The sequence below is a fragment of the Pseudalkalibacillus sp. Hm43 genome (genome assembly GCF_054170705.1).
Map to the genome: position 1 here is coordinate 803347 of NZ_CM135129.1, position 12731 is coordinate 816077.

15 protein-coding genes are annotated in these 12731 nt (G+C 42.7%); all 15 read right to left on the reverse strand.

Annotated features, from left to right (window positions below; genetic code table 11):
* Positions 1-420 precede the first annotated feature (420 nt).
* Positions 421-1680: an RIP metalloprotease RseP gene (gene rseP, locus ACXQIQ_RS04280; protein ID WP_439299980.1), complete on the reverse strand. Its 1260-nt coding sequence runs from the start codon at positions 1678-1680 to the stop codon at positions 421-423.
* A 14-nt stretch (positions 1681-1694) separates the two neighbouring features.
* Positions 1695-2843 carry a 1-deoxy-D-xylulose-5-phosphate reductoisomerase gene (locus tag ACXQIQ_RS04285; protein WP_439299979.1) on the reverse strand — a complete coding sequence of 383 codons (1149 nt, stop codon included), beginning with the start codon at positions 2841-2843 and terminating at the stop codon, positions 1695-1697.
* Positions 2844-2867: 24 nt separating this feature from the next.
* A complete protein-coding gene (locus ACXQIQ_RS04290; protein ID WP_439299978.1) occupies positions 2868-3665 on the reverse strand; it encodes a phosphatidate cytidylyltransferase in 798 nt (265 codons plus the stop codon).
* A gap of 15 nt (positions 3666-3680) precedes the next feature.
* On the reverse strand, positions 3681-4451 hold the full coding sequence (locus ACXQIQ_RS04295; RefSeq protein ID WP_439299977.1) for an isoprenyl transferase: 771 nt from the start codon (positions 4449-4451) through the stop codon (positions 3681-3683).
* Positions 4452-4680: 229 nt separating this feature from the next.
* Complete coding sequence (gene frr, locus ACXQIQ_RS04300) at positions 4681-5238, reverse strand: ribosome recycling factor (RefSeq protein ID WP_439299976.1); 558 nt, start codon at positions 5236-5238, stop codon at positions 4681-4683.
* Position 5239: 1 nt separating this feature from the next.
* Positions 5240-5962, reverse strand: coding sequence for a UMP kinase (gene pyrH / locus ACXQIQ_RS04305; RefSeq protein WP_226550758.1), 723 nt, complete (start codon positions 5960-5962; stop codon positions 5240-5242).
* A 155-nt stretch (positions 5963-6117) separates the two neighbouring features.
* Positions 6118-7002: a translation elongation factor Ts gene (gene tsf, locus ACXQIQ_RS04310; RefSeq protein WP_439299975.1), complete on the reverse strand. Its 885-nt coding sequence runs from the start codon at positions 7000-7002 to the stop codon at positions 6118-6120.
* A gap of 159 nt (positions 7003-7161) precedes the next feature.
* The gene (gene rpsB / locus ACXQIQ_RS04315) at positions 7162-7890 is read right to left on the reverse strand and encodes a 30S ribosomal protein S2 (RefSeq protein WP_439299974.1); all 729 of its coding nucleotides are present in this window, start codon (positions 7888-7890) and stop codon (positions 7162-7164) included.
* 185 nt (positions 7891-8075) lie between these two features.
* Positions 8076-8567 carry a DUF6115 domain-containing protein gene (locus ACXQIQ_RS04320; protein ID WP_439299973.1) on the reverse strand — a complete coding sequence of 164 codons (492 nt, stop codon included), beginning with the start codon at positions 8565-8567 and terminating at the stop codon, positions 8076-8078.
* Positions 8568-8576: 9 nt separating this feature from the next.
* Positions 8577-8879 carry a hypothetical protein gene (locus tag ACXQIQ_RS04325; protein WP_439299972.1) on the reverse strand — a complete coding sequence of 101 codons (303 nt, stop codon included), beginning with the start codon at positions 8877-8879 and terminating at the stop codon, positions 8577-8579.
* A 27-nt stretch (positions 8880-8906) separates the two neighbouring features.
* Complete coding sequence (locus ACXQIQ_RS04330; protein ID WP_439299971.1) at positions 8907-10289, reverse strand: DUF342 domain-containing protein; 1383 nt, start codon at positions 10287-10289, stop codon at positions 8907-8909.
* Positions 10290-10305: 16 nt separating this feature from the next.
* Positions 10306-11073: a FliA/WhiG family RNA polymerase sigma factor gene (locus tag ACXQIQ_RS04335; protein WP_439299970.1), complete on the reverse strand. Its 768-nt coding sequence runs from the start codon at positions 11071-11073 to the stop codon at positions 10306-10308.
* Positions 11074-11116: 43 nt separating this feature from the next.
* On the reverse strand, positions 11117-11617 hold the full coding sequence (locus ACXQIQ_RS04340) for a chemotaxis protein CheD (RefSeq protein WP_439299969.1): 501 nt from the start codon (positions 11615-11617) through the stop codon (positions 11117-11119).
* The gene (locus ACXQIQ_RS04345) at positions 11610-12248 is read right to left on the reverse strand and encodes a chemotaxis protein CheC (protein WP_439299968.1); all 639 of its coding nucleotides are present in this window, start codon (positions 12246-12248) and stop codon (positions 11610-11612) included. Before ACXQIQ_RS04345 ends, ACXQIQ_RS04340 begins: the two co-directional genes overlap by 8 nt.
* Positions 12245-12730 (reverse strand): chemotaxis protein CheW, encoded by a 486-nt coding sequence (locus ACXQIQ_RS04350; protein WP_226550791.1) that lies wholly within the window; start codon positions 12728-12730, stop codon positions 12245-12247. Before ACXQIQ_RS04350 ends, ACXQIQ_RS04345 begins: the two co-directional genes overlap by 4 nt.
* Position 12731: the final 1 nt, after the last annotated feature.

Below are 12731 nucleotides of genomic sequence, written 5' to 3' on the forward strand. Positions count from 1 at the left end.
CTCTCCTTTTAATTTAAAAGGTAGTAGAGCTAAAAATCAACCGTTTAATTAGAAAGCTTTTATAAATGATTGTGTGATTCCTTCGAAATGCACTCCCTTTCCGCGGGCGAACCGCGAGCCTCCTCGCTCATAGCGTGGTTCTGATGGGAATAGTTTGCTGTGGGGTCTCGCCTGGCTCGCTATTCCCGCAGGAGTGTCGTGAATTTCGTGCAAAATCTGGCAAACGTAAAGTTCTTTTTTCAACGATATTTTCTGAAAGATTGTTGCTGCCCTTATACTGAAGAAAGTATTTTATACTTTCTTCATGTGCAAGAGCAACATAGTTTGCAAAAACAGCCCTTACAATACAAAGATAAAAGCCTGATCCGATGAGTGACCATCGGGTCAGGCTTACGTGTTTATACATATTAATTGAAAAAATTAATTGATGAAGAACTTGTGAATGTCATTCCAGGTGACGACAATCATCAGCAGCATCAAGAGTGCAAATCCGATGAAGTGGACGAGACCTTCTTTTTGAGGATCGAGCGGCTTACCGCGGATTCCCTCAAGCGCTAGGAATGTCAAACGTCCGCCATCAAGTGCTGGTAACGGCAATAAGTTGAAGATACCAAGGTTGATACTGAGGAATGCTGCCCATTGTAACAGGACGAACACGCCTTCATCTGCAACCTGGTCCGTATAATTATAGATGCCGACAGGACCTGAAAGATTATCGAATGCGATTTGTCCGGTAACAAGCTGGCCGATCGCTTGTATGATCGCAACGGTCAAATCACCTGTTTTCTCGACCCCGTATTGAAGTGATCCTAACACAGATACTTCTGTTGGCATGTATACGCCGATGAATCCTTCTGCTTTACCGTCTTGACCTTCCCGTTCATTCGGTTTGACCGTGACATTTTGCGTTTCGCCTTCACGTTGGACCGTAAACGTGAGTTCTTGATTCGGATTTTGCTGGATGACGGTTACAAGCTCTCTCCATGTATTCACTGCTTGACCATCAACAGATAAAACTTTATCCCCTTCCTGGAGACCCGCTTCATATGCTGCTCCTTTAGGATCGAGTTGTCCTAATTTTGCTTGGTCGACAGGAATTCCTTGTGTCAACGCATAAACTGTCAATAATACGAATGCCAGCAAGAAGTTCATGAAAGGTCCTGCAAAAATGGCGAGGAACCGATCCCACAACGACTTTGAACCGAACTGGCGATTGTATGGCGCGATTTGCATCGGCATACCATCCTGGACATAGTCCGCTTCAGGATGAACCTGATAGGTCTCCGTCAGTTCATCATTCACGTGACCTCTGATCAATAGGTCCCGTTCAAGATCTGCTTTTTCAACTGTCACGACTTTCGCATCCGGATATCTGGACACTTGATTGGCGATGATTTGTTTCACTTTGCCTTCAGAATCGAACAACATCCCGACACGAGCGCCAGGCTTGATTTCAATTCCTTCCGGGTCTTCTCCAGCCATACGAACGAATCCACCTAGAGGTAAAAGTCGGATCGTATATAACGTCTCACCCTTCTTTGATGAAAATATTTTCGGGCCGAAACCAATCGCGAACTCACGACATAAGATTCCTGCTCTTTTCGCCAGGAGTAAGTGACCGAGTTCATGGAAAAAGACAAGGGCTCCGAAAATGATGATGATGGAGATGATTGTGTTCATTTAAGTGACCACCTTTACACGATAAGTGATTGTACATATTGTCGTACTCTAGCATCTACTTCATGGATATCTTCGAGCGATGGATTTCTCATGATTTCAAAATCATTCAAAGACTTTTCAATGAACGATTCGATTTCTAAGAATGAAATCTGTCCTTTCAAGAAAGCACCTACTGCAGCCTCATTCGCAGCATTCAACACCGTAGGCATCGTTCCACCTGCTTTCCCAGCTTCAAATGCATAGGCGAGACAAGGGAAACGTTGTAGATCCATCTTCTTGAAGTGCAATGTTCCGATATCAACTAAGTTTAACCTTTTTCCACTTGGCACTTCAAGTCGGTCTGGGTGTGTCAAAGCATATTGGATCGGAACTTTCATATCTGGTGTTCCTAAATGAGCGATGATGCTTCCATCTACAAATTCTACCATAGAATGGATGATGCTTTCACGATGGAGTACAACTTCGATATCCTCATATGGTGTACCGAAGAACCAATGAGCTTCGATGACTTCTAACCCTTTATTCATCATAGTTGCTGAATCGATTGTAATTTTGGATCCCATCGACCAATTCGGATGGTTCAATGCTTCTTCTACTGTAACGCCTTCTAGATCCTGTCTAGATTTGTCACGGAAACTTCCTCCCGAAGCGGTCAGTATCATTTTTGACATTTCTGATTGATTTTCTCCATTCAAGCACTGATAGATCGCTGAATGTTCACTATCTACAGGCAGTATTTCCACCTGGTTTCGTTTCGCACGATCCATCACGATGTGCCCTGCGGTAACTAAAGTCTCTTTATTTGCAAGAGCGATCGTCTTCTTTTCATCAATCGCAGCTAGAGTTGGTGCAAGTCCAACACTTCCCATGACGGCATTGATCAACAGATCGGATTCTGGATCTGTTGCAACTTCCAACAACCCTTCTTCCCCATAGTATACGATACAGGAATGTCGGATAGTCCTTTTTAATTCATCCGCTAGATCTTTTGAAGATACGGAGACACGTTGCGGCTTGAATTCTTCAACGAGCTTTGCTCCTAACTCGATGTTCGTTCCGAATGAAAAAGATGTAATGCGAAAATGCTCTGGATGTGCCCGGACCACTTCGAATGCCTGTGTTCCGATCGAACCAGTAGCACCTAGAATGCTGATAGATTTCATACTTTCCTCCCAATGTACTGAATGCTAGGACATCAATTGTATAAGGTGTAAAATCGGCAAAACGAACAGGATGCTATCGAATCTGTCAAGAATCCCTCCATGTCCAGGTAGGATCGTACCCGAGTCTTTCACTTCATAATGTCTTTTGAAAGCAGACTCGACCAGATCTCCAATCTGTCCGAATACACCGATGACCAACGCTGCAAGGACAGCTAGAATCATGGTGGTATAAATAGGGAAGAAGAGTTGGAATATCAAGGCTACGACAACGGCACAAACAAGACCACCCAACGAACCTTCAATCGTCTTGTTCGGACTGATAACCGGCCAAAGCTTCCGTTTCCCAAGTGATTTTCCAAAGAAATAAGCGCCTGTATCCGTTGCCCAAACGATGAATAATACGAAAAACAGGCTCCTTACCCCATTTTCGAGTGCTCTAGTTTCATTGAAATAGAGAAAACCGATTCCTACGTATAAAGTCGACATGATGACGAAACTGGCATCTTCAAACGTAAATCGATTCTTCGTTATGACAGTCCAGGTAAGCAGAGCAAACAGGCCGATAATGATCGTATCGATCTTGATCGTATTCAAATCATATGGTAGTTCTAGAAAATCTTTTGGAATGACCAGGACAATCACTGTAATAAGTGCAATGATCCCTGGTATGTTCTTAAGTCGGATTCCTTTCATCCGTAGTAACTCTTTCAAACCGATCGCGGCGAGCAATGCCATCACACTGTAAAACCATCCACCACCGATGAAAACAATCGGTAAGAATACTAGAGCAGCAAGGACTCCGGTAATGATACGTACTTTCATATAAGCCTCCTAGGGTTACACCCCGCCAAACCTTCTACCTCTGTTCTGATAGTCAAGAATTGCTTGATCCAAATCAGACGCTGTAAAGTCCGGCCAGTACACATCCGTGAACCATAATTCCGTGTAGGCCAGTTGCCATAACATGAAATTGCTCAAACGGATTTCTCCACTCGTACGAATCAACAATTCAGGATCCCCGACTTCACTCGACATCATATAGGAACCGATCAGCTTCTCGTCCACCTCTTCGGACTTGATCTTTCCTTCTTCGATCTCAGAGGCAAGCTGCCTGACAGCTTGTGTAATTTCATATCTGCTCCCATAGTTCAGAGCGAAATTCAATATTAAACCATCGTTATGCTTTGTTCTCTCTACTGCTTCATGAACAGCTTTCAATGTATATGAAGGAACACCCTTCTTCTCTCCCATGATACGAACCTGCACATTTTCTTCAATCAACTCTGGTAAATAAGTCAATAGAAATTGCTCAGGAAGCTTCATGATGAATTCTACTTCTGGTTTCGGACGCTTCCAGTTTTCAGTAGAAAAAGCATACATGGTCAAAGCTTTGACCCCTAATTCGTTTGCTCTCTTGACGACCTTCCTGACAACCTTCATTCCTTCACGGTGTCCTGCAACTCTCGGCAAGCCCCTTTTCTTCGCCCAGCGGCCATTTCCATCCATGATGATGGCGATGTGCCTCGGAATGCGACTTAAATCGAGTTGAATGTCCTTTTTTGATTCTTTATTATTCGTTTTTGTCAAATTCGTAAGCTTGTTCAGCATTATTATGTCCCCCAGAGAGAATAAATCAAACCACTCGTAAGGTTTGTCCAGCATTGTTTCAATCATTTTACTCATTAAGGTGACGATTATGTATATGGGATGAAGGCAGACATGTTTTGGGTAACATATCACTCCTCCATCTTCTAAAAACAGATGCTGTCTTTATGTGCAAAAAACCCTCTATGAAAAAGAGGGTCTTTTTCTTTATCTTATTTTAACTTGAATCAGGTTATACTTCCATGATTTCTTTTTCTTTGTCAGAAGCGATGGAATCGATCTCTGCAACATAACGGTCTGTCAACTTCTGAACTTCATCGTTGTAGTGACGTAGATCGTCTTCCGTCATATCACCGTTCTTCTCAAGCTTCTTCAATTCGTCATTTGCATCCCGACGGATATTTCTGACTGCTACTTTACCTTCTTCCGTATACTTCTTCACAAGCTTCACAAGCTCTTTACGGCGTTCTTCTGTCAGTGCAGGGATTGCAATGCGGATTACATCACCATCATTTGTTGGTGATAAACCGAGTTCCGCTTTTTGGATGCCCTTTTCGATGTCACCGATGACGGATTTGTCATACGGTTGAATCAACAATAGACGTGCTTCAGGAACTGAAATGTTCGCCATCTGATTCAATGGTGTAGGTGCACCATAGTAATCAACGGTTACACGATCCAGCAAAGATGGATTCGCACGTCCTGCTCTTAATGTCGCTAGTTCTCTTCTGTAAGATGCGATTGCTTTTTTCATTCTTTCTTCAGCTTGTTGAATGATTGTGTTTGACATGTTATTTCCCCCTCACAACGGTTCCGATATTTTCACCTTCAATAACTCGTTTGATATTACCCTCTTCCATGATTGAGAATACAATCAGAGGTATATCGTTATCCATACATAAGGATGAAGCTGTAGAATCCATTACCGCAAGTCCTTCTTTCAAGACTTCCAGATAGGAGAGACTGTTGTATTTCTTCGCTGTTTCATCCGTTTTAGGATCAGCTGTATAGACACCATCGACGTTGTTTTTCGCCATCAAAATGACTTCAGCTTCGATTTCAGCAGCACGTAGCGCTGCAGTTGTATCTGTAGAGAAATATGGATTTCCAGTACCAGCAGCAAAGATGACGACACGTTTCTTTTCCAGGTGACGAATCGCTTTTCTACGGATATAAGGTTCAGCCACTTGTCGCATTTCAATAGAGGTTTGAACCCGTGTTTCAACTTCTATATTTTCAAGGCTGTCCTGAAGAGCAAGTGAGTTCATGACAGTAGCCAACATACCCATATAGTCAGCTGTAGCTCTGTCCATTCCCATTTCACTTCCAGCTTTCCCTCTCCATATGTTACCTCCACCGACAACCACTGCAACTTCGACGTTCATTTCGACGAGTTCTTTTACTTGTCTAGCAATCGATTGGATGATTGTTGGGTCGATTCCATATCCGATACTACCGGAAAGTGCTTCTCCGCTCAGTTTTAACACGACTCTGTTATATTTAGGCGTACTCATTTTTTCCCTCCATCAGCGATTCCTCATTTAAATAAATCGATCAAAAGAAAAACTCTGTTATAGGTTTGTAAACAAAGCTTTTTGAAAAAGAGGGAACACATGCTGTGTCCCCCTTCTTGTAGTTGATGTTAAGAAATAAGTTGTCTTTAGGTCAATTATTTCTTAACTTGAGACATTACTTCATCAGCAAAGTTCTCTTCACGCTTTTCCATACCTTCGCCGACTTCGTAACGTACGAAACCTTTTACAGTGCCGCCTTTACTTTCAACATATTTACCTACTTTTTGATCTGGATCTTTTACGAAGCCTTGATCTAACAAGCAGATCTCTTCGAAGTACTTGTTGATTCGGCCAGCAACCATCTTTTCGACGATGTTTTCAGGCTTTCCTTCATTCAATGCTTGTTGAGTCAATACTTCTTTCTCACGAGCAACTTCTTCTTCAGAAACTTGGTCGCGACTGATGTAACGAGGATTTACAGCAGCTACGTGCATAGAAACGTCTTTCGCCACTTCTTCATCCGTTGTACCAGCGACAACAGAAAGTACTCCGATACGTCCTCCCATGTGAAGGTATGCACCAAACGCATCTTGGTCTTCTTTTTCAAGGATAGCGAAACGACGAAGAGAAATCTTTTCTCCAATTTTTGCAATCGCATTGTTGATGTATTCTTCAACAGGAATACTTTGTCCAGTCATTTCTTGCTTAAGAGCGTCTTCTACAGATGCCGGTTTCACTTCTAATAAGTGTGTAGCGATTTCAGCAATCAATTGTTTGAAGGAATCGTTCTTTGCAACGAAGTCTGTTTCAGAATTGACTTCAACGATAACTGCTTCGTTCCCTTTTGTTTCTATGTGAGTAAGACCTTCTGCAGCAATACGGTCTGCTTTCTTAGCTGCTTTAGAGATCCCTTTTTCACGAAGCCAATCGATCGCTTTGTCCATATCTCCGTTGTTTTCTGTAAGAGCTTTCTTACAGTCCATCATTCCTGCGCCAGTTTTTTCACGTAGTTCCTTTACCATTTGTGCAGTAACTGCCATGATAAATTCCTCCTTTAAAATATGTAGCTTCATAAGCTTTGGTTTCAAACTAAATCATTAAAAGGTTGTCCGCAATCATTGTTGCCTAAAACATCACCTTTTGTTTAAAAAAGGTGATAAAGGGTCAGTTCCCCTCTATCACCCTTAATGAGCATTCATTTACGCTTTAACTTCTTCTTCCTCTTCAGAAGAAACTTCTTCAGCGCCGCCTTGGTTTGCTTCAACCACAGCGTCCGCCATCTTGGAAGTCAAGAGTTTGACAGCACGGATTGCGTCATCGTTACCTGGGATGACTACATCCACTTCATCAGGATCACAGTTTGTGTCTACGATCGCAACGATCGGGATGTTCAACTTGCGTGCTTCCGCAATTGCGATGCGCTCTTTACGAGGATCGATTACGAAAAGAACATCTGGAAGTCCGTTCATGTCTTTGATTCCGCCTAGGAATTTCTCAAGACGATCCATTTCCTTTTTAAGAAGGATAACTTCTTTTTTAGGAAGAACATCGAACGTTCCATCTTCTTGCATCTTCTCAAGGTCTTTCAAACGCTTGATACGCTTACGGATCGTGTCAAAGTTAGTCAACGTTCCACCTAACCAACGTTGGTTGATGTAGTATTGACCAGCACGTACCGCTTCGTCTTTAACAGACTCTTGAGCCTGTTTCTTCGTACCGACGAAAAGGATCTTTCCTCCGTCAGCTGCAATGTCGCGCATATAGTTATACGCTTCTTCTACCTTCTTGACTGTCTTTTGAAGGTCGATGATGTAGATGCCGTTACGCTCTGTAAAGATGTAACGTGCCATCTTTGGGTTCCAACGGCGTGTTTGGTGACCGAAGTGAACACCAGCTTCTAACAATTGTTTCATTGAAATTACTGCCATGAATGGCACCTCCTAAGGTTTTTTCCTCCGCCCGCTTCCGAACAACCAAAACTTATTCAATAGTTAAACTTCAAATAAGCACCGATGGTTGAATCCACGAACGTGTGTGGTAATGTTGATATAAATCCTATATCACTAAACACCGAGAATAAATATAACACATACTGTGTGAATCTAGCAAGTATCTATCGCCCATCTTGGTGAAATTTTATGAGCAACTCGATCTCACCCTTACCTTTATCCACTTTTTTAGCGATTTCTTCTATTGTATATCCTTTGTCTTTGAGAGATAGTACTTGAGACAATAAGGATGGACCGAACGTCTCTTTCGTATCGTCAACCGGTGGAGTGTATGGTTCACTCACATCCTCGGTTCGAACAAAATCGGATGTTTCTATTTGGCGTTCAGAATCATCCGAGATTTGCAGATCTTTATATTGTTCGGACTTTTGGAGGTGGGGTTCCTTCGATTGCGTCACTTGTTGCAACTCTTTAAGGAAGGCATCATTCTCTTCTTTCATTTCGGTCGTATAGGCAAGAAGGATGTCTTCCATTTCTTGCTTAGCCTTTTTCACATCATAGTCGTCTGTTGCCTGGAATTTCTTCCATAATATAATAATGGAGAGAAGTGTGATGATGTGTATGAGAAAACTGATACCGAGTAAAAATCCTGTCATCTTCTCCTCCTAACCAGAAAAATCTACGTTGTGACCTTTATAAGGGTGTTTTGCGTCACCGTCTTCTTGTTCCTTGTTGTTTTTATGGCTTCTACCGCTTTGGGAACTTGATTGTTCATTGTCATTCCATTCGGAGTGAGTGGTCTCTTCGTGCTTTTCAACGCTCTTTCGCTTCATCTCTTGCGCTTTCTTTTCCGCTTCAGCAGATTGAGCTTGATTGATTTGTGATTGTTGCTGGAGCTGTTCCTGGACCTTACCTGCATCTTGTGTTCTTGGTATCGCAACTTGTAGCTCTATCAATTTCAGACTCATCTTTTCACTCCTCCATGCAAAAAATCGTTATTCTTTGATAGGTTGAATGATGACTTCGCCTGATGATAGCTTCACTTCTACTGCCTTATAGTCCGATTTGATCACTCGTTTGTACTTTCCGAATGTGACTTCTACGCCTGGATAAACAACACCTTTTACATATAAGGATAGATCATGGACATCTATGAAATCCTCCGCAACGAGATCGAGCTCCCCCTTCAGTTGCTCAATAAAACTCTCGGATTGCAAGTAGGTATTCTTTATCCTGAGAAGTAAGAGCCGCTCCTTCGTTGTACGCTGATTTTCGTCTTTTTGTTCGATTTTAGCCTGTAGCAATCTTAGTTTTTTCAGATTATCCTCTTCTTCTGTAATCTTCTTGGATAGATGCTCATGCTTTTGGATGACATGGGGAGGGACTCCGAAGTAGAAGTTGGTTTTCGTCATCAAATCATTGCCAGCTTGATTCAAATGAATATTGCCCCCAGAAGTGATATTCCCCCCATGGACAATACCTTTACCATTTTGACAGAAGATATGACCGTCCACTTGGATATCGCTATGGTTGATCAGACCTACATGCAAGTCACCACCAGCGATGACTTTCCCTTGATTGATATGACCTGTGCGGATATCACAGCCAGCTTCAATCTTCCCTTTCCCTTGACCGGCAATACCATTCCGGATGAATACAGAACCTCCCGCTTTAATATCAGAAGCTTCCACCGAACCGTTGATCCGGACATCTCCATCCGCACGGATCGTATAACCTGAAGGCACATCACCATGGATATGGATGTTTCCGGTAAAAGTTAAATTCCCTGTCTTCAAATCCAGATCTCCATGCACTTCGTAAACAGGAAAAACGTGAACGGATCTCTTTTGGTAACTGACTTGTCCATCTGTCAGGGAATAGACCTTGTTTTCTTTTTCAGCAATACGGATGTTTTTCGTTTTCTTAACCCGAATCGGCTTGCCTGGTTTCGCTTTGACGGTATCGCCTAGAACATTGACACCATCTGTACCTTCGGTGTGGTGGACAATTTCAGCAATCAAATCCCCTTGTTTGACGGATTGGATGTAAGTAGGGGATCTCAGGTCAATGTAACGTTCGTCCAGATCAGGTGTACGCTCTTCTTCCTTCAATACTGGGCTGATATACCCCGGTTGACCATTGACAGGTTTCGTACCTTTTGCCACGACAATGGGTTCCATCCAATGTTCAGACAGCTGTACCAATTCATCGATGATGTCATGTTGTATGCCATTCACGACATCATTGTCAGATAGATACTGGATGAGTCCCTCGGATGTCAATTCACCTTCAAATGAGGAGACCGGCACTAATATCGCTGTCATTCCACTGTCTTTGATTTTTAGTTGTACGTTTCCTGAAACAAGATCAATCCCCACAAATGAACTTCCTTCCTTAATTCAAGTATTTGTTCAGTACACCACGTAATTTGAATAGTGCCTTGGAGTGGATCTGTGATATCCGGGAAGTTGATAATCCAAGAACCTGTCCAATCTCAGTCAATGTCAGTTCTTCATAGTAGAAGAGACTTACGACGAGCTGTTCTTTTTCATTCAATTCATGGATGATATCCGTCAGATGTTTATGTAACTCTTCTGTTAAAATCATGCTTTCAGGTGTGTCTATTTTCTTATCTTCAATCGTATAACCGACCTTTTCATTCGTATCGCTGTCTTTATTCTCTTCATCAATGGAGAGGACATTCGCCAGAAAGCTTTCGGACATGATGCTGAGTACTTCATCTTCTGACAGGTCGATTTCTGATGCGACTTCTGATGCGCTCACTGAACGCATCTTTTCCTGCTCCATCCGTTCGATGGTCATTTCAATTTTCTTCGTTTTCTCCCTCAACGATCTTGGCAGCCAATCTTCACGACGAAGTCCATCGAGTATGGCACCTCTAATCCGGAAAGAAGCATACGTATCAAATTTCAAGTCTCTCGTAGGATCGAATTTTTTCAAGGCATCATACAATCCTAACAGTCCATGACTGCGAAGCTCATCCTTATTGACATTCCGTGGTAATCCTACAGCAATCCGTTGAACATGATATTGGACCAAGGGTAAATGCATTTCCAATAAGGCTTGACATGAATCTTTGTCACGGAATTTCGACCAGTTATCCCAATGTACACTCGCTTCAGAAGTTGCCCCTTTACGCATCCAATCCCTCCTTACCTTCATTCTAAATCCACCGTTAAATGGACTAAATCGTTCTCATGCCTTTGTGGATCGTCCGAATCATCAATTCTCCGTTATCTGTATTGAACTCGATCGTTCTTCCGTTTTGACCGCCGACATCTTCAGCAACGATCTGTATGTCAAGTGTCCTCAGAACTTCTTTGACGGCCTCTGCATTCCTTGGTCCCACTCTCAGCGCTTCACTTTTTCCTGTAAACTGGAACATTTGAGCGCCACCAGCCATCTTCGCTTGCAAATTCCTTCTATTAATTCGATAAGTTTGCACCATCTCATTCACCATCGCAGGTATAGCCGTGTCTGCATATTTAGCTAAGTTGAAAGTAGTTCCTCTTGTCAGCTCGGAACTCGGGAGCATGACATGTGCCATACCAGCCACCTTAGCAGCGGGTTCGTAAACAACCACTCCGATACATGAGCCGAGACCTGTCGTTTTCAGGAGTTGAGGTGATTTGGCAAGCTGGTAATCCGATATTTTGACCTGGATGGTTTCAATGGTTTTATTCATTAATCGAAACTCCTAAAGAATGAAAGATCTTTTCGAAAGAGTCAGGGTCAGGCAACAACAGAAAGTGTCCATCAATGCCGGTCTGCAACCCATCTGATTCTTTCAACTGTGTATCTATGATAATGGCATAATCACTTACTTGTGACATCTCAACAAGACCGAATGATAACACTGCCGCCGCCATGTCGATCGTCAAATAAGGCACCGAGGGCGATAGCTTCAATCCGGTAAAATCAGAAAAGGAAGAAAGATAGGATCCCGCTAAAATATTGCCTGTTTCCTGTAAAGCTGAACGTGTCATTTCACAATCATAAAAGCTGTTTTCATCGATACTCTCATCGCCTGTCAGTTGTTTAAGATAGGATACAGCCTCTTCAATGGTCAGAATGAAGTACATGTTACCAGGCGCATCCCCTGTGACACGGAGGAAAGTGGCCGCAACTACGGTGTCTTCTCCTCCGAGCAACTCAGTCACTTCGTGAAAAGGAGCCAACTTGACAGATGGAACATTCATATCGATTGACTTGTTGACGAGTTCAGATAACGCGGTAGCGGCATGCCCCGCTCCGATATTACCGATCTCTTTCAGTATGTCTTTATGGAAGTCTGTCAATCTTTCAGGTGTGATCATTCACCCTTCTCCTTGAATTGTCGGAGTGCGATGATCTCTTCTGGGTTCAACACTTTATCCAGGTTAAGCAAAATCAATAATCTCTTTTCGAGTTTCGCCACACCATCCAAATATTCTGCATCAATTCCACCTACGACTTTAGGAGCCTGTTCCACAGCGTTTGCTGGTACATCAATGACGTCATTCGCAGAATCTACAATCATGCCTACTTCGAGATCATTTGCATTGACGATGATGATTCTTGTTTCATCCGTCGGTTCGGTTTCTTCGATATCGAAACGGCTTCTTAAATCTATGATAGGAGTAACAATTCCTCTTAAATTGATGACACCTTTTACGAAAGAAGGCGTTCTCGGGACTCTAGTAATCTCTTGTAGACGCTCGATGGAACGGACTTGATGAACATCCACACCATATTCTTCATCTTTAAGCTGGAATACGATCGCTTTCATTTCGGTTTCTACTGTTTTCACTTCGGACATT